This is a genomic window from Paenibacillus antri, from assembly GCF_005765165.1.
GTDB classification, from domain to species: Bacteria; Bacillota; Bacilli; order Paenibacillales; family YIM-B00363; genus Paenibacillus_AE; species Paenibacillus_AE antri.
In genome coordinates this window covers 1-20959 of sequence record NZ_VCIW01000017.1, presented here as the reverse complement: position 1 = coordinate 20959, position 20959 = coordinate 1, and the positions used below count along the sequence as shown (strand labels likewise).

24 protein-coding genes and 2 pseudogenes are annotated in these 20959 nt (G+C 47.7%); 23 read left to right on the top strand and 3 right to left on the bottom strand.

Annotated elements, in window-relative coordinates:
* Position 1: 1 nt before the first annotated feature.
* The gene (locus FE782_RS21900; protein WP_138196478.1) at positions 2 to 1096 is read left to right on the top strand and encodes a YncE family protein; all 1095 of its coding nucleotides are present in this window, start codon (positions 2 to 4) and stop codon (positions 1094 to 1096) included.
* A gap of 51 nt (positions 1097 to 1147) precedes the next feature.
* Here the strand turns inward: FE782_RS21900 and FE782_RS21895 are convergent, their stop codons facing one another.
* The gene (locus FE782_RS21895) at positions 1148 to 1534 is read right to left on the bottom strand and encodes an AI-2E family transporter (protein WP_138196477.1); all 387 of its coding nucleotides are present in this window, start codon (positions 1532 to 1534) and stop codon (positions 1148 to 1150) included.
* Positions 1535 to 1679: 145 nt separating this feature from the next.
* Here FE782_RS21895 and lgt point away from each other — a divergent pair, with 145 nt between their 5' ends.
* The 6 genes from lgt to FE782_RS33350 all read left to right on the top strand — a co-directional run bounded on the left by lgt (position 1680) and on the right by FE782_RS33350 (position 6331).
* Positions 1680 to 2483 (top strand): prolipoprotein diacylglyceryl transferase, encoded by an 804-nt coding sequence (lgt, locus tag FE782_RS21890; protein WP_138196476.1) that lies wholly within the window; start codon positions 1680 to 1682, stop codon positions 2481 to 2483.
* An 82-nt stretch (positions 2484 to 2565) separates the two neighbouring features.
* Positions 2566 to 3360 (top strand): C40 family peptidase, encoded by a 795-nt coding sequence (locus tag FE782_RS21885; RefSeq protein ID WP_338016910.1) that lies wholly within the window; start codon positions 2566 to 2568, stop codon positions 3358 to 3360.
* Positions 3361 to 3444: 84 nt separating this feature from the next.
* The gene (locus tag FE782_RS21880) at positions 3445 to 3645 is read left to right on the top strand and encodes a hypothetical protein (RefSeq protein WP_138196475.1); all 201 of its coding nucleotides are present in this window, start codon (positions 3445 to 3447) and stop codon (positions 3643 to 3645) included.
* 42 nt (positions 3646 to 3687) lie between these two features.
* On the top strand, positions 3688 to 4401 hold the full coding sequence (locus FE782_RS21875; protein ID WP_274388745.1) for a response regulator transcription factor: 714 nt from the start codon (positions 3688 to 3690) through the stop codon (positions 4399 to 4401).
* Positions 4398 to 5789, top strand: coding sequence for a sensor histidine kinase (locus FE782_RS21870; protein ID WP_138196474.1), 1392 nt, complete (start codon positions 4398 to 4400; stop codon positions 5787 to 5789). The genes FE782_RS21875 and FE782_RS21870 overlap by 4 nt, the downstream gene beginning before the upstream one ends.
* A gap of 233 nt (positions 5790 to 6022) precedes the next feature.
* Complete coding sequence (locus FE782_RS33350; RefSeq protein ID WP_138196473.1) at positions 6023 to 6331, top strand: DUF2933 domain-containing protein; 309 nt, start codon at positions 6023 to 6025, stop codon at positions 6329 to 6331.
* Positions 6332 to 6471: 140 nt separating this feature from the next.
* On the opposite strand, the gene FE782_RS21860 is transcribed toward FE782_RS33350, so the two are convergent.
* On the bottom strand, positions 6472 to 6819 hold the full coding sequence (locus FE782_RS21860) for a four-helix bundle copper-binding protein (protein WP_138196472.1): 348 nt from the start codon (positions 6817 to 6819) through the stop codon (positions 6472 to 6474).
* Positions 6820 to 6974: 155 nt separating this feature from the next.
* Between FE782_RS21860 and FE782_RS21855 the strand changes: the two genes are divergently transcribed.
* The 16 genes and pseudogenes from FE782_RS21855 to FE782_RS21780 all read left to right on the top strand — a co-directional run bounded on the left by FE782_RS21855 (position 6975) and on the right by FE782_RS21780 (position 20752).
* Entirely contained in the window at positions 6975 to 7289 is a 315-nt protein-coding gene (locus FE782_RS21855; RefSeq protein WP_138196610.1) for a metal-sensitive transcriptional regulator, read from the top strand.
* Between the two features lie 20 nt (positions 7290 to 7309).
* Positions 7310 to 7510, top strand: coding sequence for a copper ion binding protein (locus FE782_RS21850; RefSeq protein ID WP_138196471.1), 201 nt, complete (start codon positions 7310 to 7312; stop codon positions 7508 to 7510).
* Between the two features lie 108 nt (positions 7511 to 7618).
* On the top strand, positions 7619 to 10051 hold the full coding sequence (locus tag FE782_RS21845) for a heavy metal translocating P-type ATPase (RefSeq protein WP_138196470.1): 2433 nt from the start codon (positions 7619 to 7621) through the stop codon (positions 10049 to 10051).
* Positions 10052 to 10064: 13 nt separating this feature from the next.
* Entirely contained in the window at positions 10065 to 10700 is a 636-nt protein-coding gene (locus FE782_RS21840; protein WP_138196469.1) for a nitrite/sulfite reductase domain-containing protein, read from the top strand.
* 494 nt (positions 10701 to 11194) lie between these two features.
* Complete coding sequence (locus FE782_RS21835) at positions 11195 to 11761, top strand: DUF1541 domain-containing protein (RefSeq protein WP_138196468.1); 567 nt, start codon at positions 11195 to 11197, stop codon at positions 11759 to 11761.
* 615 nt (positions 11762 to 12376) lie between these two features.
* On the top strand, positions 12377 to 13522 hold the full coding sequence (locus FE782_RS21830; RefSeq protein ID WP_238392608.1) for an MBL fold metallo-hydrolase: 1146 nt from the start codon (positions 12377 to 12379) through the stop codon (positions 13520 to 13522).
* 93 nt (positions 13523 to 13615) lie between these two features.
* On the top strand, positions 13616 to 14401 hold the full coding sequence (locus FE782_RS21825; RefSeq protein ID WP_138196467.1) for a sulfite exporter TauE/SafE family protein: 786 nt from the start codon (positions 13616 to 13618) through the stop codon (positions 14399 to 14401).
* A 20-nt stretch (positions 14402 to 14421) separates the two neighbouring features.
* On the top strand, positions 14422 to 14742 hold the full coding sequence (locus FE782_RS21820; RefSeq protein WP_138196466.1) for a rhodanese-like domain-containing protein: 321 nt from the start codon (positions 14422 to 14424) through the stop codon (positions 14740 to 14742).
* Between the two features lie 23 nt (positions 14743 to 14765).
* Positions 14766 to 15332, top strand: a pseudogene (locus FE782_RS21815) (sulfurtransferase TusA family protein); the annotation flags it as partial.
* Complete coding sequence (locus FE782_RS21810) at positions 15306 to 15602, top strand: sulfurtransferase TusA family protein (RefSeq protein WP_338016912.1); 297 nt, start codon at positions 15306 to 15308, stop codon at positions 15600 to 15602. The pseudogene FE782_RS21815 and the gene FE782_RS21810, both read left to right, overlap by 27 nt.
* A 107-nt stretch (positions 15603 to 15709) precedes the next feature.
* Positions 15710 to 16189, top strand: coding sequence for a DsrE/DsrF/DrsH-like family protein (locus FE782_RS21805; RefSeq protein WP_238392607.1), 480 nt, complete (start codon positions 15710 to 15712; stop codon positions 16187 to 16189).
* Between the two features lie 59 nt (positions 16190 to 16248).
* Positions 16249 to 16509 carry a metal-sensitive transcriptional regulator gene (locus FE782_RS21800; protein ID WP_138196464.1) on the top strand — a complete coding sequence of 87 codons (261 nt, stop codon included), beginning with the start codon at positions 16249 to 16251 and terminating at the stop codon, positions 16507 to 16509.
* A gap of 55 nt (positions 16510 to 16564) precedes the next feature.
* On the top strand, positions 16565 to 16900 hold the full coding sequence (locus FE782_RS21795) for a rhodanese-like domain-containing protein (protein WP_138196607.1): 336 nt from the start codon (positions 16565 to 16567) through the stop codon (positions 16898 to 16900).
* A gap of 483 nt (positions 16901 to 17383) precedes the next feature.
* Positions 17384 to 18774: pseudogene (gene ltrA / locus FE782_RS21790) on the top strand (group II intron reverse transcriptase/maturase).
* Positions 18775 to 19007: 233 nt separating this feature from the next.
* Complete coding sequence (locus tag FE782_RS21785) at positions 19008 to 19238, top strand: hypothetical protein (RefSeq protein WP_138196463.1); 231 nt, start codon at positions 19008 to 19010, stop codon at positions 19236 to 19238.
* A 95-nt stretch (positions 19239 to 19333) separates the two neighbouring features.
* Positions 19334 to 20752 (top strand): hypothetical protein, encoded by a 1419-nt coding sequence (locus FE782_RS21780; protein WP_138196462.1) that lies wholly within the window; start codon positions 19334 to 19336, stop codon positions 20750 to 20752.
* A 13-nt stretch (positions 20753 to 20765) separates the two neighbouring features.
* Here FE782_RS21780 and FE782_RS32980 read toward each other — a convergent pair.
* The coding region (locus FE782_RS32980) for a hypothetical protein (protein WP_238392606.1) at positions 20766 to 20959 on the bottom strand (194 nt) is incomplete at its 5' end.

The window sequence follows — 20959 nt, the reverse complement described above, 5'->3', positions numbered from 1 at the left end:
TATGCGCAAGATACTTGCTGTAATAGCTGCCCTGATTCTAATTACAGGTTGTGTTCAAGGGGGCGAAAGAGCCGAACAACCGACTCCACAGCAGACGAGTGGAGATAATACCCAAGATCCGGTCGACGAGAGTTCGTCGGGTTGGTTGTTTACAGCCAATGAAGGCGGGAGTATCACGAGAATCGATCTAACTGATAACAAGGTTACGGCTAGCATTGAGGCAACAGGTTCAGTCCATAATGTACAATTGTCGCCCGACGGAAAAGTATTGGCCGCAACCGTCGTACCTGAGATGAATGATGAAGATTCGGGACATGCGGAAAATGGCGATGACGCACATGGTCACGGAATGACGATGAACGGACTTGCAAATTTTTATGATGCTGCATCTGGGAATCTGATCGAAAGCGTGGAAGTGGGACAACATCCAGCTCATGTAGTTTATACAAGCGATGGGAAGCTTGCATTAGTTACAAATAACGAAGGAAACAATGTGTCCATCATCGATACGAGCACTTATACCGTTGTCGATACAATCCCAACCGGTAAAGGGCCTCATGGTTTTCGCATCTCCGCAGACAATCGATTCGCCTATATTGCGAATATGGGCGAGGATACGGTAAGTGTAATCGATTTGATCGAAAGAAAGGAAAACAGGCGAATTAAAGTGGGGGCTGCACCGGTCACGACTAGCGTTACATCGGACGGAAAATTGCTTGCCGTAACGTTGAATGCAGAGAACGCATTGGCTGTCGTCACGTTAGCAACGGATCAAATCGAAAAGATCGGTGTGGGGTCAGGTCCTGCCCAGGTTTATATACAGAGTGATAATCTCTACGCATTCGTGGCGAACCAGGGCACGGCAGACAATCCCTCTCGCACTGTTTCGAAAATCGATCTTGCCGATAAGAAAACCGTCGCCACGATCGAAACAGGTGCAGGGGCACATGGGGTCATTACCAGTGCCGATACGAAAAAAATATACGTTACAAACATGTTTGAAAATACACTAAGCATTATCGACAACGAAACACACCGTGTGATAGATACCTTACAAACAGGCGAAATGCCTAATGGTATCACAATCTCCCCGTGATCAATAAAACACCCTAGATCCTTCAAACGGAGGATCTAGGGTGTATCTTGTTTATTGTGGCGTATGATGATTCTCGTGATCTGCCTCATCTATTACTTTTTGATCAGGTACTTGGGTAAAATCGGAGATCGTTTGCGGCAGCGCGGTAAGTACAAGCACGATGGAGATTAGAGAAGAAATTAAGTAAACGATGGCGGCAGGACGATTTCGCCTCCATTTCCGCTTGGTCACCCGTAAAAACCAGAGGGATACCACAAGGGATACGGCCAAGAAAATCATTTTTACCTGTGGAGATAGTGAAAACAATCCGGCCCCCAAAGTCGTTAATCCAAGTGCTACCAGCAAGGTATGAAGCCAATGATGCGAAGAAGCGACGATCGCGAATGCAACGGAGCCGGCTCCCTTTAGCAGGGTTAAGGGTTTATTCTCTTTAGTCATTTATGTTCCTCCCATCCTAACGCTAGTGTAATACGAAAATATCAAGAAACAATGAAGAGGACAATTGAGCTTCTTCATCGGATGAACACATTTATCGATTATTCTGAAATGGTGAAAGGTATTAGTCAAGAAAGGGAAGATTAACATGAGAGTAACACTTTTTGAGATCGGAAGCTTTTCCGTAGCGTCCTATGGCTTTGTCATCGCGTTGGCTGTTTTACTTTCAATCGGTGTTGCGCATTTCCTAACGAGAGGTACGGTTTATCAAGCCCATATCATGAACTCGTTCTTTTATGTCTTTGTCGCCGCTATCGTGGGTGCACGCTTTTGGCACGTGTTTTTCTTCCAATGGGGTTATTATTCAAAAAACCTCACCGAAATTTTCGCGATTTGGAACGGCGGTATTTCCATTATGGGGGCCATAATCGGCGGGGCAGGCGGAATGGCTCTGTACACATGGCGAAAGAAATTGGATTTCTGGGAGTTTGCCGATCATCTTGCTCCTGCTGTCGTATTAGGGCAAGCCATTGGCCGAATCGCATGTTTTCTTAACGGAGACGCATATGGCTCTCCCACAGGTTCTCAGTTCGGAGTCGTTTACCCGGAAGGCACCATGGCTTTCGAGCGTTATGGAGCACAGCCGTTGTGGCCGGCAGAGATATGGGAGGGCCAATGGGACCTGATTATCTTCGCCCTGTTAATCGTTCTTAGAAACATAAAATTCCCAGTTGGAGTTCATTTCATGATCTATAGCATCATGTATGCAGTCGGGCGTTTCGTACTTGAGTACCTCCGCGGAGATTCCCCTCGTTATACCTTTGATTGGACTGCAGGGCAATGGACAAGCGCAGTCATGATCGGGATCTCAGTGATCCTGGTTGGCTGCTTTTATCTTCGCGATCGTTCAAAGTCGGTCGCATCATCAGCAGGGACAAACAAAGTCGTTTAGGTTGGCCGATAATTTGGGCATCTACACAGGTTCTACACATCTTCTCCTTACAATGTAAGCGTAACAATAAAGGAGGATGATGATGATGAAGATGAAACCATGGATCCACGCCGTTCTTTCCTTATCTCTTGTTACTGGGACAGCCGCCGTACTTCCCGGACAAGCGTTCGCTGCTTCGGGACAAGTCACTTCCGATTATACGAAAGCTAGAATTGCGAGCGCCGTTTCGCTCCGTACGTCTCCATCCGTCGAAGCAGACAAAATTCGCTATTTAAAAGAAGGGGAGAACGTTACAATCCTCAATGAAACGAATGATTATTGGTTTCACGTTCGAGACGTACGGGGCACGACAGGGTACATTAGCAGCAACTCTAAATATGTGAGGACAGGGTACAAAGCGCCGACTTCTCGAGTATCTTTCACAAAGGTAACCGCAACGGAAGCTGCAAGGAAGGTTATTGCTGCCGGCAAAGAATATTTGGGCACGCCTTATGAATTTGGTTCCAGCCGATCGGATACGAAAACGTTTGATTGCTCAGATTTTGTAAGACAAGCCTATCTTGACGGGATCGGGTTGAAGCTGCCTTCCGACTCCAGAAGCCAAGGGAAATATATAAAGCGGAAGGGCGACGTCAAGACGGATTGGAAAGAGCTAGAGCCTGGGGACATTATGTTCTTTATGGAATACGAGGGTTCGAAAGCTTCAGATTATAAAGACGTGGACAAGTTGTCCGAACGAATTACGCACAACGGAATCTATATCGGCAATGGTAAAATCCTGCAGACATACTCCAAAAAATCCGGCGGAGTTCGAATCGATACGATCGAGGGATCTCAGTGGGAAAAGAGATTTCTCTTTGGTGGAAGCCCGTTGTAACAACCCGCATCCCACACAGAAAATACACACGTCTGCTTTAAAGTGAAGTTATTCGATACAGAAGATATATGGGAGGGAACGAAAATGGAGTGGTCTTACTTAGCCTTACTGTTATGCCCGCTAATGATGCTCCCGATGGTGTTCCTGATGTTAAGAGGGAATAAATCGGATTCAAACTCTAAACAAGACCACGAAAGCCATCTCATCGAACAATTGGCGGAATTAAAGAGGCAAAATGAAGTCATGCAAAAAGAGCTTAGAGAGATGAAAGGAAACGAAGTGTAACGGACTTTTGGTCTATAATGGGACTATGATGAATTCTGAAAGATAAGCGGTGATGTCGTGAAGATCTTAGTCGTCGACGATGAATGGAATATGCGAAATTTGCTCCGGATTTACCTAAAGAAGCAGGGCTTTGAAGTCAAAGAAGCGACGAACGGCAGCGAGGCTGTCGCTTTCGCGAATAACGAACCGTTCGACGTGATCATTTTGGATGTCATGATGCCGGATATGGACGGGTGGCAGGTATGCCGCAAAATCCGCGAACGTCATCAAACTCCGATCATCATGCTGACAGCCCGCAACGAAACGAAGGACAAGGTACAGGGGCTTGGAGTCGGGGCAGACGATTATGTTACGAAACCGTTCGAACCGGAGGAACTGATCGCCCGAATCCATGCCTTGCTTCGCAGGGCAAATCCGAACCAGACACATGTATCCGCACAAGAAATGGTCGAATTTCCTGAAGGTACGATCTATCCGGAGGGCCGTCAAGTATTGATTCGGGAAAATTCCGTCGAATTGACGCCGAAGGAGTTCGATTTATTCCTAATGTTAGCCCGTTATCGTCAAAAAGCGTTCGCGCGGGATGCTCTGGTTGAAGCCTTGTGGGGGTTCGATTATGCGGGAGATACCCGAGTGATCGATACGCATGTGAAAAACATTCGGGAAAAGCTGCAGCGCTCAGGGCTCTCTTACAATCCGATTCAAACCGTATGGGGCGTGGGATATAAATTTCATGTCCCGGAGGATCGCGGATGAACATCAACCGGATCGGGTTCAAACTTGGCGCGACGATTATCGCTTTGTTCGTAATCGTACTTTTCGCTTTAGGGTTTGTAATCGATCGAGTGTTCTCCAACTTCTATCATGCAGAGATGCGCGAAGAGGTTGAGGAATTGGCCGTTCACTTTGCAAGCATGGCGAATACGGACGAAGGCGATATGATTCAGACGTTCGCGGAATTTTCTAACGTAAGCATCTATTTGACAGACGGGACGGAGCAGGAAACAGTCAGTCTTGGAAAGACGGAGGTTTCCGATCTTTCTTTTATCCGGAGCTCCGATCTCAAGCGATTAGCTGCAGGGCAATCCGTCTTCATCGAGTTTGAATCCGCTCAAAACGAACGGTTTTTCATAGCTGCAGAGCCCGTCGGGGTGGAAGGAAAGGCGATTTACGTCCTATCTTCCATGCACAATATGGAACAGTCTTTGAATCAAGTGAGAAGCTTGTTGGCTTTATCCGGAGCAGGGGCTCTCTTCTTAGCCTTGGGCTTTACGTATATCGTTTCCCAGCTGTTATCCCGACCGATGCTGGAGATGGAACAAGCGGCGAGGAGAATTGCCAAAGGAGAGTTGGAAACCCGACTTGCCGTACGCTCATCGGACGAAGTCGGGACATTGGCTGAGGCGATCAACGATTTGGCGAAGGATCTGCAGCATTACCGGGATACGCGCCAAGAATTTTTCGCTAACGTCTCCCACGAACTTCGGACCCCGATCACCTATTTGGAAGGGTACGCAAAGGTACTGTCCGACGAATTGTATGAAACCGAAGAAGAGAAACAAAAATACCTTGCGATTATTCGCCAGGAATCGTTCCGGTTGAACCGACTCATTCACGACCTGTTTGAACTGGCGAAGATGGAAGAGGGACAACTGAACTTGACGCTGGAACGGGTCGATTTGAAAGAAATTGTAGAATCGGCTGTGGAAAAGGTGCGTCTGAGAGCACGGGAGAAGGGCCTCTCCATCTTGTCTTCCTTAGAGGACGACATTCCGCCGATCATAGCCGATGGTCTTCGTATGGAGCAGGTATTGTTGAATTTACTGGAGAACGCAGTTCGATATACAGAGGAAGGCTCCATTCAAGTGCGACTACGGAATGGAGAATCCGGTTGTCAACTGACGGTAGAGGACACTGGAGTCGGCATCCCGACCGATGAACTGCCTTACATCTTTGAAAGGTTCTATCGAGTGGAAAAGTCGAGGTCCCGGCAATATGGAGGAACCGGGCTCGGACTAGCCATTACGAGGAAGCTGGTAGAACTGCAGGGCGGGACGATCGAAGTTTTCAGTCAAGTTGCGGCAGGGACCCGGGTTGTCATCACGTTTCCCGCGAATCGTTCCAAAGGGTGGCAAACGCCATGAAACGTATGGATTGGGCGATCGTTGCCATCTTTATTGGCATGGGAATCATATGTATGTCCGCTTCGGCAACGTCCTGGTTGGAGCGCCCCACATTATCGTATTTAGGAACCTTGCTGTCGCTTTGTTTGTGGATGGCCATTCCGCTAATCATTGTCGGAATCGGGTATGTTCTGATGAAACAAAGAAATCGCCGGAAGTAGCTCGAATGGAGCGGTAACCCACACAGAAACCCCATGATTCCTGTTTACAATGATGGTGTCAAGAAGATCCAAGCTAATAAGCGGGAGGGAAGAGCAATGAATTGCTGCCATGAAGATCATTCAAAGGAAGGCAAGGCCCCCCAAAAACATCGTCGATTGCACAGCTGGTTGATGATTGTAGGTTGCGTGTTGCCCATTGTCCTTGTTGCAGTAATCCTCTTCACAGGCATCGACCTTGGAACTTGGGGGAACTATTTGCCAATTTTATTGGTACTTATTTGCCCGTTGATGCACCTTGTCATGATGCCTCTGATGATGGGTAAGAGGAAGCATCGTCATTAATCGACCATCCCCAAAATGTAAGGACTTGAGGGACCATCCGATCTTTGCTCTATTTGCCCTTACTCGACAAGAGCACCATATCGTTAGTGCGGAAAAAAGGCCACAGCCAGTTGGGCTTGCGGCCTTCACGACACAAAATGTTATGCTGCCATTCTCCGGCATTCTTCCGCGCATTTACGGCAGGCGTCTGCACATGCCTTGCAGTGCGCGTCTTGGAACTTTGCACAATCAGCAGCGCATGCGTCGCAGATGGTTGCGCACAATTGGCAAAGCTGCTTCGCATGCATACTTCCGCGCGACATCCATAGTGCCGCCATTGAACAAATATCCGCGCAATCGCGAAGCATGCTGATGCAATGCTGCCGTGCTTGAACGTCCGGTTCCTTCAGGCAAGAGGTCAAGCATTCTTCGCAAGCTTGCATACATTTACTGCATGCATCAATACAAGCTTGAAAGTGGGTTACCGTTGAGTCGATTACCGTCGGCATAATATTGCTCCTTTTCAAGTGAGTAGGTTAGATCTCGTGGTTAATGTGTACTTTGTTTCAAAACGTTATGCAAATGGCGGTTGACATAGGCATGGGGGGTATAGTATGATTTCGGTGTGAGGTGATTCAAAGTGATTAAAGAAGAAGTGTTTACAATGGAAGCCAATCATGCTTGCTGCGCTTCGGACAACGAGCGAAAGAGCCATCACTCGGATAAGATGAAGAACTCGTTAATCTCCAGACTCAATCGGATCGAAGGTCAGATTCGCGGGATAAAGGGCATGATCGAAAAGGATATGTACTGCGATGATGTGCTAAACCAAATTTCTTCGATTCAATCGGCTCTAAACGGTGTAGGCAAGCTATTGCTTGAAGGGCACATGAAGAGCTGCATCGTAGAGCGAATTCAGGCGGGCGAGCATGAAGTGATCGACGAATTATTGATTACCGTAAACAAATTAATGAAATAATAAAATCGGAGGGATTATAAATGAAACAAGCGACGCTCCAAGTAAACGGAATGTCCTGCCAGCATTGCGTGAATTCCATTGAAGGTGCATTGAAGGAAATCGGAGTCTCGGGTCGCGTGGATCTAAAGAGCAACTCGGTCTCCGTAGAATACGATGAAAATAAAGTGTCCATCGAGAAAGTCAAAGAAGCCATTGAAGAACAAGGATACGACGTGGCGTAAATAACATACAGAGACCGTCGCCGGATGGTCTCTGTTATAAGGCATATAATATAGGGTACTAAGGTACCGTAATGAAAATTTTGATATACCACTAAGGAGTGAAAGGTAATGGATGCGACGGCGAGCAGGGATCAAAAGCTAACGACACTTCAAATTACAGGAATGACTTGCGCAGCGTGCGCTAACAGGATTGAAAAAGGCCTAAACAAAGTGGAAGGCGTCACCTCCGCGAATGTCAATTTTGCCTTAGAGAAGGCTAGCGTTACGTACAATCCGGCGAAGGTAGATGTTAGTGGTCTGGAGCAAACGATCGAAAAATTGGGCTACGGAACGGTAAAGGAATCCGTTCAATTTCAACTCGAGGGTATGACCTGCGCCGCTTGCGCAAACCGGATCGAAAAGGGATTGAATAAGCTACCCGGCGTAACGAACGCAACTGTCAATTTCGCTATGGAAACGGCGATGGTGGAGTATACGCCCGGCGATGTTTCGATCGCCGATATGCAAAACAAAGTGAAGCAGCTGGGATATAAAGCGATTCCGAAGCAGGAAGCCGAGGATGCGGAAGACCACCGGATCAAAGAAGTGCGCAATCAGAAAAGAAAGCTGCTGATTTCTTCGATTCTTTCGCTTCCGTTGCTATGGGCGATGGTCGGACACTTTTCGTTTACCTCGTGGATCTATACGCCTGAACTGTTTATGAATCCGTGGTTCCAACTGATTTTGGCGACTCCAGTTCAATTCTACATTGGGAAGCAATTTTACGTTGGAGCTTATAAGGCGTTGCGCAACGGCAGCGCGAACATGGACGTATTGATCGCGTTGGGTACCTCCGCCGCCTTTTTTTATAGCTTGTATCTAACGATTGTATGGTTTACCGGAGGCGCCGACGTGCATCATGGACCTTCCCTATATTATGAAACAAGCGCGATCTTGATCACGCTCGTCATTTTGGGGAAATTGTTCGAAGCTCTTGCGAAAGGCCGGACTTCCGAAGCGATTAAATCGTTGATGGGACTGCAGGCGAAGACGGCCCTTATTGTACGGGACGGCCAAGAGTTAACGGTACCGGTGGAAGAGGTCATCGTCGGGGACATCGTACTGGTACGCCCTGGAGATAAAGTGCCGGTTGACGGCAAAGTGTTGGAAGGCGAATCTTCGGTCGACGAATCAATGCTGACGGGCGAAAGTCTTCCGGTAGAGAAGAAGGCGGGGGACACCGTCATCGGCGCAACGATCAATAAGAACGGGATGCTGCGCATTCAAGCGACGAAGGTCGGGAAAGAGACGGCGCTGGCGCAGATCGTCAAGGTGGTCGAGGAGGCGCAAGGCTCCAAGGCGCCGATTCAACGGGTGGCCGACGTCATCTCCGGGATCTTCGTCCCGATTGTTGTCGGGATCGCGGTCGTAGCGTTCTTGGTGTGGTATTTCTTCGTTACCCCAGGCGATTTCGCCGGCGCTTTGGAAAAAGCGATCGCCGTTCTCGTCATCGCATGCCCTTGTGCGCTAGGTTTGGCGACGCCAACCTCCATTATGGCCGGTTCGGGGCGGGCCGCCGAATTCGGCATTCTGTTCAAAGGCGGCGAACATCTAGAGCAGACCCATAAAATCGATGCAATTATTCTTGACAAGACGGGAACGGTCACGAAAGGGAAACCGGAGCTTACCGATGTTGTAACGGATCTGGAGGAGACGGAGTTTCTTCGGATGGTGGGAGCAGCGGAGAAGCCTTCGGAACACCCGCTGGCGGAAGCGATCGTTACCGGAATCCGTGAAAGAAATATCGAGCTTCCGGGGACGGATTCGTTCGAAGCGATCCCAGGCTTCGGCATTAAGGCAGTTATTGAAGGAAAAGAAATCTTGGTTGGAACTCGTCGCTTAATGGAGAAATATGGAGTGGACGCAAGTGAGGCCTATGCAACCATGTCGCGGCTTGAAGAGGCCGGGAAGACGGCAATGCTCGCGGCTATAGAAGGCCGTTATGCCGGTATGGTCGCCGTTGCCGATACGATTAAGGAAACCTCGAAGGCTGCAGTTGCCCGATTGAAGGAAATGGGCATCCAGGTAATTATGATCACAGGCGACAACGAACGTACGGCAAAGGCCATCGCCACTCAAGTTGGAATCGATCATGTACTGGCAGAAGTTCTTCCGGAAGGAAAAGCCGAGGAAGTCAAGAAGCTTCAGGCGGCAGGCAAGACTGTCGCAATGGTCGGCGACGGCATTAACGACGCACCTGCCCTTGCGACAGCCGATATTGGCATGGCCATCGGTACGGGAACGGATGTGGCGATGGAAGCGGCGGATGTGACGCTCATGCGCGGCGAACTTACCAGCATTCCGGACGCGATCTACATGAGCCGCAAGACGATGAGCAACATCAAGCAAAATCTGTTCTGGGCGCTAGGGTATAACACGTTGGGAATTCCGATTGCGGCAGTCGGCTTATTGGCTCCATGGGTTGCCGGTGCAGCGATGGCATTAAGTTCGGTGTCCGTCGTACTTAACGCGCTTCGTCTCCAACGAGTGAAGCTTCATTAAGGGGTGATATATTATGGCAGAAACCATGAAAATCGCGGTAGCTCCTCCTATACAAGTCGGAGGAAGCTTATTTTCCCCACAGCAGCTGGCCAAGATCGGATCGATCGCAGATACGGAAGTAAAAATTGAAATGACTCCATTCAAGCAACTTTATGTGGAAGTTCCATCGGATCGATACGATACAGTAAAAGAAGAACTAGTGCGAACCGGCCTCGAGGTTTATCCGGCAGGTTTTGTGGTCAAGAGTTTGATTGCCTGCAATTTCTGTAAAGGAGCGGAGGAGGCAGGCTTGGAGACAGCACGCAAATTGAACCAAGCATTCTCGGGGATTGAAACGCCGACTCCACTTAAAATTGGTTATGCAGGTTGTGCTCTCGGAACAAGCGAACCTTTGCTCAAGGATATCAGTGTCGTAAAAATACGGGATACCTATGATGTTTATGTCGGTGGAGAGCCCAAGGGGCTGAAAACAATTATTGCCCAAAAGTTCGCCTCTGACTTATCTGAAGATCAACTCGTTCCGTTGATAAGCAAGATAATTCATTACTATAAAGGAAATGCGAAAGGAAAAGAAAAATTCAGCAAATTCTTAACCCGCGTCTCGCTTGACCAGCTGCAAAATGCATGTGAGTTGGGTAGAACGACTTAACAGGAAGAATCCAGAAAATTATTGGATAAAATAGCTCATACAAAAGCTTGGCTGCCTGTGCGAAGGTTGCCAAGCTTAAATTCCCCGACTAACGTGATAAAGTTTAACTTGGAGACTATTATATTCATCTTCACAGTTTCCACACAAATTGTGGGTATATTAAACGTTAATTACCTCTTATATCGCATTAATTCTAGGGGGAAAGTTATCTGAAAAGATGGATTCAACTTGCGGTGGTTATTTGTTGCAGCAGCGACATTCTCAGCATGTTCAGTCGAAAACCCTCATGTTATGGAAAATGAGTCGTTTATGCACATTCATGGTCTTGGTTATTCGAATGACGGTAAGCGTCTGCTTATCTAAGTCCAACCAATGAAGAAGAAATTGCCATAGCTACCGGAAGCAAAAATGTGTATATTACTTCGGGTCGTGGTAAAACATGGAGTATAATCGCCAAACAAGGAGAAGTTGTAAAGTATAATGGAGGGATAGGGATGAAAAGAAAACTGATTTTAATCATCACCGCAATAATGATCGTGGTATTATCTGCATGCGGAAATAATGCATCTGACCAGGAAATCAGTAATAACGGACAGATGAACCATGGAGACATAAGCCATGGGGAGATGAACCATTCAGGATCCGGTGAAGTTCCTCCGGGGTTAAAGGAAGCGGAGAATCCGACCTTTAAAGTTGGAAGCGAAGCGGTTCTGCAAACGGATCACATGCCCGGCATGAAGGGCGCCACAGCAACAATTGTCGGAGCATACGATACTGTAGCCTATGTTGTTTCCTATACCCCGACAACAGGCGGAGAGCGCGTAACCAATCATAAATGGGTGATTCATCAAGAGATAAAAGATGCAGGTGATAAGCCTTTGCAGTCAGGTGCGCAAGTTACATTACAAGCAGATCACATGCCTGGTATGATGGGAGCAACCGCTGAAATTGTCTCAGGTGATCAAATGACCGTGTATATGGTTGACTACACTCCGACTACAGGTGGCGAGAAAGTGACCAATCATCAATGGGTAACCGAAACCGAACTTACTGCGAAGTGAGTCGGAAATGAAGTAGAAGTTCGTGATAATGTATGAAGATCTAATGTGAAGTAGAGAAACGTCCGCGCCTTGCGGAGGTTTTAATTAAACATCAGCTATCCAAAACCATTTCACGATGGTCTGGGTAGCTTTTTTATTCTCAATGTGTCTAAAAAATATGGGGCTGCCCCGATCACCAACGCTGCCGCATACCGGGCCGTTCGTATGCTCAAAGAAAGAACGACTAACCTCATACATGATGAAATTTCGTGCTCCCTTAAGGATGGTGCAACGATTAAAATCAGCCTAAAATGCGGGTCTTTAATTTGAATCAGACAAGTTCTTGTCGCGGGCCTGCGACAAGAACTTGTCCGATTCTAGATTATGGGGAGGTATTTACGCACTTTCTCTGGAGTCTTTCACTCTTGAACAACTCGCCCGTTTGCAAATCCAAGAATCGGAACCAGACGTAAAATCTCGATAATGAGTTGACAGCACAAAGTGAACGTTGTAATATAACCACATACCCCAAGGGGTATAAAATTTTGCTCGAAAATATACCCATATGGGTATATAAAGGTGGCAAGGATCATGTAAGGAAAAACTAAAAAGACTATATACGGGTGGGAAGTTACGATGGCAACAACGACAATGCAAGCAATGACTCCGCAACAACTCACGAAGAAAATCCTTGAGCACCAGGAGCTCTTCATCCTCGATGTTCGGAACACGTCGGAGTTCGACAACTGGAAAATTGAGGGAATTGGGACAGAGATCTTGAACATTCCTTATTTCGATTTGTTGGACGGCGTTGATGAGGCGCTGGATAAGCTCCCTAACGGTAAAGATATTCTCGTGGTGTGCGCGAAAGAGGGGTCTTCCATCTTCGTTGCGGAGCAGCTCGTCGAAGCAGGGAGAACCAAAATTTATTATCTGCAAGGCGGCATGAAAGCCTGGAGCGAATACCTGGAACCCGTCAAAGTCGGCGATCTGAAGGACGGAGGCGAGTTGTACCAACTCGTTCGCATCGGCAAGGGCTGCTTGTCCTACATGATATTGTCAGGCGGCGAGGCCGCGGCGATCGATACGCAGCGTATGATCGATGTCTTCGAGCAATTCGCCAATGACAAAGGCGCGAGGATCAAGCATACGCTCGATACGCACTTGCACGCCGACCACATCTCGGGCGGCAGATTGTTAGCGGAGAAAACGGGTGCAACCTACTGGCTTCCTCCGAAGGACGCGACGGAAGTCACCTTCGACTACGAGCCTTTGGAGGAAGGAAAAGAAATTGCGGTTGGTCTTTCGAAAATCCGGATCCAGCCGATCTATTCTCCGGGTCACACAATCGGAAGCACGTCCTTTATCATTGACGAACATTATTTGCTTAGCGGGGATATCTTATTCGTCGAGTCCATCGGGCGTCCGGACTTGGCCGGTAAGGCTGAAGACTGGGTAGCAGACCTCAGAACGACGCTGTACGAGACGTACAAAAATCTCTCGGATGATCTGGTTGTCCTTCCTGCGCACTTCGGCAAGGTAACCGAATTGGGCGAAGGGGGCAAAGTATCCGCTCGTCTCGGCGACTTGTTTACGTACAATCCGGGACTCAACATTGAGAGCGACGATGATTTTAGAACGTTGGTGACGGAGAACCTTCCGCCGCAGCCGAATGCATATCAAGAAATTCGTCAAACCAATATGGGCCGGATGACGCCGAACGAAGAAGAACAACGGGAGTTGGAAATGGGACCGAACCGTTGTGCCGTGCACGATAAGTAAGGTAATAACAATATTTTTTGCCTGCAATAATACCGCATGGGGTATATGGATGATGTGATATACCCAAATCATACAACTGAAAGGATTTCCGTTATGGACCTGGATATCATGTGGATTCTCGTTTTATTTGCCATCGGTTTTGTCGGGTCCTTAATATCGGGCATGGTAGGGATCGGCGGGGCGATCATTAAATATCCGATGCTGCTCTATATCCCGCCTGCATTAGGATTTTTAGCTTTTACGGCGCAGGAAGTCGCGGCCGTGAGCGCGATTCAAGTGTTTTTCGCGACGCTCTCGGGGATGTTCGCTTATCGCAAAGGCGGTTTCATAAATACAAAGCTAGTCCTCTTTATGGGGATTCCGATCGTCATCGGAAGTTTCCTTGGCGGGTACGGTTCGAAGTTTCTTCCGGACAGCGCCATTAATATCACCTATGCGGTTATGGCGTTGGCAGCCGCAGTGATGATGTTTTTGCCGAAGAAGGGCGTCGAGGGCGGGGATTACAGGAAGCTTACGTTCAATAGACGGTTGGCCTCCGTCTCCGCCGTGGTGGTCGGTATCTTGTCCGGGGTCGTCGGCGCGGCAGGCGCTTTCATCACCGTCCCGATCATGCTCGTCTTGCTCAAAATCCCGACTCGGGTCGCGATCGCGTCTTCCTTGGCGATTACGTTCATCTCCTCGATCGGGACGACAGCCGGCAAGATCATGGGAGGACATATGCTTTGGATTCCTTCGGTCGCCATGGTGATCGCCAGCATTATTGCTTCTCCGATCGGCGCGAAAGCCGGGAAGAAGATGAATATAAAGGCGCTTCAATGGATCCTCGCTTCTTTGATTACGACAACGGTCATTAAAATTTGGTTCGATATTTTATCTTGACTTAGGGAGTGTATAGCGGAATGGCCGGAAAATACTCGAAAGACATGCTGCCGCAGGAAGTAAAAGAACGGTTAGCGAAGGGCGAAAAGCTGAACATTCTTGATGTGCGCGAGCCGGAAGAGTGGGAATCGGGTCATATCCCGAACGCCAAGCATCTTCCGCTTGGTTCGATCGGGCAACGACTTAGCGAGTTGGATCCAACGCAATCGTACATCATCGTATGCCGGGGTGGAAACCGCAGCGGATTGGCTTGCGAGCTGCTTGAGGAGTTGGGTTATGACGTTACGAATATGCCCGGGGGCATGTCCCACTGGCAAGGCGAAGTAGCTTACGGGATTTAATACAGATGAGAGAGGTCCGACACATGACAGCGACAATTCAAACGAATCGAACGTTAGACTGCGAAGGCTTGGCTTGTCCAATGCCGGTGGTGAAAACAAAGAAAACGATCGAAGAGATGAACGCCGGCGAAGTACTCGAAGTTCGGGCCACGGATAAAGGGTCGGTGGCCGATTTACAGAGCTGGGCGAACCGGACGGGGCACCAATATATTGGCTTGAAGGAAGAGGGCGGCGTCTTTCGCCACTTTCTGCGCAAGTCCTCGGAAAACGAGACCAAGTCAGAAACGAAGCATCCGCACGTCATCAGCAACGAAGAATTGAGACAAAAACTAAAATCTGGCGGAAACTTTAAAGTACTGGATGTCCGAGAACCGGCGGAATACAGCTTCAACCGAATTCCGGGAGCAATCTCGATTCCCATGGGCGAACTGGAGAGAAAGCTCGATTCGCTCCCGAAAGACGACGAATATATCGTCGTATGCAGAACAGGCACCCGAAGCGATCTTGCCTGCCAATTGCTTTCCGACCGAGGGTACTCCAAAGTGACGAATGTCGTGCCAGGCATGTCCACGTGGGAAGGACCCACGGAGCGCGACGAGCCAACCACATCAAGGGATTTTAAGGAAGAATATAAAATGGCGGATATCGTAATCGACGCGAAAGGCTTGGCGTGCCCGATGCCGATCGTCAAAGCAAAGAAGGGGATCGATTCGATTCAAAGCGGGCAAACGATGGAGCTTCATACGACGGATAAAGGCTCCATGAACGACTTCAAAGCATGGGTAAACCAAACGAACCACGAACTCGTAGAAGCCAAAGAAGAGAACGGCGTGTTCAAGTTCGTCGTAAAGAAGGGGTGAACTGAAATTACCCCATTTTATCGATAAAGAGAGAAAGTTCTCGATTAGAGTTGCACTTTTGAGTCCAACTTATCCGGAAAGTAATGGTAGATGAAAGGGTGGCTTACGTGGCTGAAAAAGAAAAATCGACAATCGTTTTATTTAGCGGGGACTTGGACAAAGCCATAGCGGCTTTTATCATCGCGAACGGCGCGGCAGCTTACGACCATGAAGTGACGATATTCTTTACGTTCTGGGGATTGAACACGCTCCGGAAGGATCAACAGGTACCGGTGAAGAAAGGCTTTTTCGAGAAAATGTTTGGGATGATGATGCCTCGAGGACCGGAAAAACTAGGGCTTTCAAAGATGAATTTCGCCGGTATGGGCCCGAAGATGATCAAGCACGTGATGAAAAAGCAAAACGCGCTAAGCCTGCCGCAACTGATCGAGCTGGCACGGGAGCAAGGCGTGAAGTTGGTCGCATGCACGATGACGATGGACTTATTAGGTCTCCAAAAGGAAGAGTTGCTGGACGGAATCGAATATGCCGGAGTTGCGGCGTATTTAGGGGATGCTGCGGACGCGAAAGTGAACTTATTCATTTGATGCCAGGCCCCCCGATGTGATTATAATATACCTATACAGGTACGGGGAGGATTTCATCCATGAAATACGATGACGATATGAAACGACGCTTGCGTCGAGTCGAAGGACAAGTACGCGGCGTGCTGAAGATGATGGAAGAGAACAAGAACTGCAAGGATGTCGTAAGCCAACTCTCCGCTGTACGCAGCGCCATCGACAAAACGATGGCGCTTGTCGTAGCGGTAAACTTGGAGCAATGTATTCTGGAGGAGCAAGAGAAGGGCAGGGACACCCATAAGGTCGTCCAGGAAGCAGTGGAACTCTTGGTAAAAAGCAGGTAGGTGAAGAAACGTGGATTACGCACTTTATATTTTACTACTCTTATTCGTTTTCTGGATGCTGTATAGACAGTTCGCTCCGGTGAAAGGTTTGCGTACCTTAACGCCGGAGCAATTCCAAAGCGAATCCAAGGGCAATAAGGTGATTGACGTACGGGAGATCCATGAATATAAGCGTAGCCATATAAAGGGAGCTGTAAATATACCGCTAAGCCAATTTCGGCAGCGCATGGGGGACATCCCCAAAGATCGTCCAGTATATTTGTACTGTCAGAGCGGGATGCGGAGCAAGCAAGCCGCTAAGATTCTTAGAAGCAACGGTTACGCTGATGTCGCAGAGCTTAGGGGTGGCATTATGTCTTGGAGCGGTCCGATCCAAAAGTTAGAGATATGATAGGAATCTACAATCAAATGACGAAATAATACGCAAAGAAACGGCTGCCTAACTTGGCAGCCGTTTCTTGATGTATGTACGCCCAGCATGGGCGTCATCTTTAGGGTGAAAGTCCCGAATGGGGGCTGGCGAGCGCCTACCGTAGCCAAAGGCAAGGGTGTCCGTCGCGAGGCGGAATCTAGAGGAAGCCGAAGGCAAATGCACGGGCCAAGGTACACGAACCCAATTTGAGGCAGGATTAGTCGGATGAGTTGCCATAACACAACGAAATCCAAAGCCGCCAAGGGCTAATCCTGTAGACTTGGGTGGTCGCGGGCAGACAGATGACGTTCTTATCTGGGGAGGCCTGCGGAATATGCGAAGTTACTTCGTAACCAGAGTCGAGAGGCTCTGCTGAATCCGCAGGAGTCAGCAGAGGCCATAGTACGCGAGTATGGGACGCCGGAAAGCGGAAGGGCCGAACCGAAAGGAGAGAGGAAACCGATGCGTTCGCACGAAGAGCAACGACAGCAGAATATCCCGCAAGGGAGCTCGCGGCAAAGGGCAGCGGTGAAGCCGCAAGGGTATGCCGGAGCGCCGAGTTCTTCGTCGGCACCAGTCGCCCATTCCTCTCGCGAAGACCAGAACGACCTGTTGGAGAAGATGCTCGAAGGAGAGAACCTTCGGCTCGCCTACAAGCGGGTGGTACAGAACGGAGGAGCACCCGGAGTGGACGGCGTAACGGTAGCGGAGCTACAAGCTTACCTGAAAATACAATGGGAATCGGTGAAAGCCGAACTCCTCACGGGAACGTACAGACCTGCGCCAGTCAGACGGGTGGAAATCCCCAAACCCGGAGGCGGCGTACGGCTGCTCGGAATCCCGACCGTGATGGACCGGTTTCTCCAACAAGCGCTGCTGCAAGTGATGAATCCGATCTTCGACGCGCATTTCTCATGGTACAGCTACGGCTTCAGGCCGGGGAAGCGAGCGCACGACGCGGTGAAACAAGCCCAAATCTACATCCAGAGGGGATGCCGTTGGACGGTAGATATGGACCTGGAGAAATTCTTTGACCGGGTAAACCACGACATGCTCATGGCAAGGGTGGCGAGGAAAGTAACGGACAAGCGAGTTCTAAAGCTAATCCGAGACTACCTGAACGCAGGCGTCATGGCGGAAGGAGTGCTGGAGAGGGCGGAGGAGGGCACGCCACAAGGCGGCCCGCTAAGCCCGCTCTTGGCAAACATCCTGCTGGACGATCTGGACAAGGAATTAACGAGGCGTGGATTGCGGTTCGTCCGTTATGCGGATGACTGCAACATCTTCGTTGCCAGCAAACGCGCGGGTGAACGCGTATTGGAGTCGGTGATTCGCTTTGTGGAAGGAAAGCTAAAGTTGAGAGTGAATCGAGACAAGAGCCGGTAGATCGACCTTGGAAACGGAAGTTCCTCGGGTTTAGCTTTCTGCCGAACAAGCAGGCGACCATACGGTTAGCACCGAAGACGATCGCTCGTTTTAAGGACAAGATCCGGGAACTGACCAACCGAACTCGTTCTATGTCGATGGAGAGCCGGATTGTCCAACTCAACCGCTACCTCATGGGTTGGATTGGCTATTTCCGACTCGCATCCGCCAAAACCCATTGCGAAATGTTTGATAAATGGATCCGCAGGAGACTTCGCATGTGCCTTTGGAAACAATGGAAACGCGTGCGGACTCGACTACGCGAGTTGCGAGCACTCGGCGTCCCGGAGTGGGCATGCTTCGTCATGGCCAATTCTAGGCGTGGAGTATGGGAAATGTCTCGTAACACAAACAACGCCCTCCCGACTTCCTACTGGGAAGCGAAAGGGCTGAAAAGCTTGCTTTCTCGTTACTTGGAGCTTTATTAACCTTTTGGAACCGCCGTATGCGGACCCGCATGTACGGTGGTGTGAGAGGTCGAGGGCTCACCGCCCTCACCTACTCGATTGGGGAGGCAAATAATGCGAATATATGTTCTGAAATCGACAAAAGGGTCAAGTTTTTGTCGTCTTCCGCCGGTAAGGATCAACAAAAGACAACTTAACTTATTTCAAGTCCTCTTCCCTCGAGTTCTAAAGCAAATTTCAAGAGAGTGTTCGGGATGCAAGTAGTGGATCTGGTTTTCGAAGAGTATCTCAGCGTAATCAAAACATTTCATATCAAGGCTGATGGTCGCCGCGCGCCTTCGGCTTATTTTTTCTCATGCAACAAGTACTTATTTGATTTTTATACGTTTTGGGTGTTGAGCGCAAAGCAAAAAATAACCGCACTGTTGCAAAAAAACGGAAGGACGGAATACCCACGAGCGGGAAGGCTGAATGAAAAGCAATAGTGCGAGTATCAACCTTTTAATAAAAGGGGATTTAATTTATTTTTTTAGTGTATAAAATAAGTATCATAGAATTAACTTGGAGCGTGGAGGAAAATATGGGGAATATTCGGTCCTATTTTAAATGTGATGTTTGTGGGTACATAACCCTAGTACGCGCTCAATATGGTTGGCTTGACAGTCACCCCATCAGATATACATGTGGGCATTGCAAAATATTAATAAAGGGGACCGCTACTCTCGACCAAGAAAATGCAGACTTTAGAATTGATATTGAAAATGCAATTTTTATCTCCCCGGAGAATGAAGCAAATTTTTATATTGAAACATCAGGAGAATTATTAACTGAAAAATTGCAGCCCTTTGATGCCCAGCGGCATTGGTATTCACCCCCTCCATTTTTTGAAAGTTTATGGGCAATGAATAACACTAATAACCTTCAAAGTGGGCATGAAAACTTTGAAAGATTTAAACGAAACGTTTTGAATTTTTTATACATGATAAAAAACGATTGGCATAAAATTCGACGGATAAATGAACTTTGGCAAAATGATAATGAGAAATATTTAGTCCAGGAAGTCCATAACATTTTGCCCAAAAAGCAATTCCCTATGAATAACAAACTTGAAAATCTTCGAGGTGTTCATTTTCTAACGAGGTATTTTTTACAACCAATAATTGACTATAAACATAACGAAATGATATTCAGAGAACTAAAATCACTTTTAGAACAAAATCCATCGAACTTACTAGAACTATCTAGTTTTTTTAATGGACATTTTAGGAGATACGAAAAACGAATATTACGCATTATGGAGCACTTTACAGAAGTTTTCAAATTTCTTATACCCGCGTATGGTCTAACCTTTTATGTAACGGTAAATGAAGAGTTGTTTCGGGAAAAAGGTATGACCACGGCTGCTTTTGAAGACATTAAAGAATTTTACATCGATACATATGAAGTTGTAGCTGAACTTCTTCCAATTATTGTTGCCTATAATAATTTGAAATATCGTAATGATTATAAAAAGATGTCCAGTGTTAAGCCCCAGTACGACTTTGAAAGGTTTTTTGAAATACATAAGGGCAAGAAAATTGAGTATATAGATGGGACTGAGATTTTTGATAAATTAATTCTAGAAAATGCAATTGATAATAAAATCCGTAACGCCATTGGTCATAATACTTACGAGTTTGACGGTATAACTCAAGAAATCAAATATGATCCCGTTGGTAAAAATAAACCTTCAGATATTCAATCAATGTTTCTAGTGGAGTTTGCCGGAAAATGCCTATCGATTTTTCAGACAGTTGTCCAAATTTGGGAATTGATTTACCAAACAGAAAAACATGTATATGTAAGTCAAGGGATGAAACCCGTTAGTCCAGATGTTTTTATTAATGAATTCAGTAAATTGGGTATTAAAAAGAAGAAAGAGTTAAGGGACAAAAGAAGACAGGAAAAGAGGGGAAAGAAAGCGAAGAAAGTACAAAAAAAGATGCAAAGAAAGAAGTGAATCTAATTCTATCTTATTGAAAAGTAGTCAGGAGGTAGTTTCTCTTTATTACTAAAGTGGGTTTAAAAGCATTTATTTCCAACATGATCACCCAAAGGGCACCCCATACATAGGAAGAGCACTGAAAAACGCATACAATTTTTTCAAGTTTGGCCGCTGAGACATTCAGCGGTCTTTTTTTCTTTGTCTTCTTTATCAATTCACCGC

Coding starts and splice junctions, on each gene's coding strand:
- FE782_RS21895 (WP_138196477.1), bottom strand. CDS start 1,534: ATGACTAAAGAGAATAAACCCTTAACCCTGCTAAAGGGAGCCGGCTCC.
- FE782_RS21800 (WP_138196464.1), top strand. CDS start 16,249: ATGAAATACGATGACGATATGAAACGACGCTTGCGTCGAGTCGAAGGA.
- FE782_RS21820 (WP_138196466.1), top strand. CDS start 14,422: ATGGCCGGAAAATACTCGAAAGACATGCTGCCGCAGGAAGTAAAAGAA.
- FE782_RS21860 (WP_138196472.1), bottom strand. CDS start 6,819: ATGCCGACGGTAATCGACTCAACGGTAACCCACTTTCAAGCTTGTATT.
- FE782_RS21840 (WP_138196469.1), top strand. CDS start 10,065: ATGGCAGAAACCATGAAAATCGCGGTAGCTCCTCCTATACAAGTCGGA.
- FE782_RS21870 (WP_138196474.1), top strand. CDS start 4,398: ATGAACATCAACCGGATCGGGTTCAAACTTGGCGCGACGATTATCGCT.
- FE782_RS21855 (WP_138196610.1), top strand. CDS start 6,975: ATGGAAGCCAATCATGCTTGCTGCGCTTCGGACAACGAGCGAAAGAGC.
- FE782_RS33350 (WP_138196473.1), top strand. CDS start 6,023: ATGATTCCTGTTTACAATGATGGTGTCAAGAAGATCCAAGCTAATAAG.
- FE782_RS21850 (WP_138196471.1), top strand. CDS start 7,310: ATGAAACAAGCGACGCTCCAAGTAAACGGAATGTCCTGCCAGCATTGC.
- FE782_RS21885 (WP_338016910.1), top strand. CDS start 2,566: ATGATGAAGATGAAACCATGGATCCACGCCGTTCTTTCCTTATCTCTT.
- FE782_RS21785 (WP_138196463.1), top strand. CDS start 19,008: ATGCAAGTAGTGGATCTGGTTTTCGAAGAGTATCTCAGCGTAATCAAA.
- FE782_RS21880 (WP_138196475.1), top strand. CDS start 3,445: ATGGAGTGGTCTTACTTAGCCTTACTGTTATGCCCGCTAATGATGCTC.
- FE782_RS21835 (WP_138196468.1), top strand. CDS start 11,195: ATGAAAAGAAAACTGATTTTAATCATCACCGCAATAATGATCGTGGTA.
- FE782_RS21830 (WP_238392608.1), top strand. CDS start 12,377: ATGGCAACAACGACAATGCAAGCAATGACTCCGCAACAACTCACGAAG.
- lgt (WP_138196476.1), top strand. CDS start 1,680: ATGAGAGTAACACTTTTTGAGATCGGAAGCTTTTCCGTAGCGTCCTAT.
- FE782_RS21810 (WP_338016912.1), top strand. CDS start 15,306: ATGTCCACGTGGGAAGGACCCACGGAGCGCGACGAGCCAACCACATCA.
- FE782_RS21825 (WP_138196467.1), top strand. CDS start 13,616: ATGGACCTGGATATCATGTGGATTCTCGTTTTATTTGCCATCGGTTTT.
- FE782_RS21845 (WP_138196470.1), top strand. CDS start 7,619: ATGGATGCGACGGCGAGCAGGGATCAAAAGCTAACGACACTTCAAATT.
- FE782_RS21780 (WP_138196462.1), top strand. CDS start 19,334: ATGGGGAATATTCGGTCCTATTTTAAATGTGATGTTTGTGGGTACATA.
- FE782_RS21795 (WP_138196607.1), top strand. CDS start 16,565: ATGCTGTATAGACAGTTCGCTCCGGTGAAAGGTTTGCGTACCTTAACG.
- FE782_RS21900 (WP_138196478.1), top strand. CDS start 2: ATGCGCAAGATACTTGCTGTAATAGCTGCCCTGATTCTAATTACAGGT.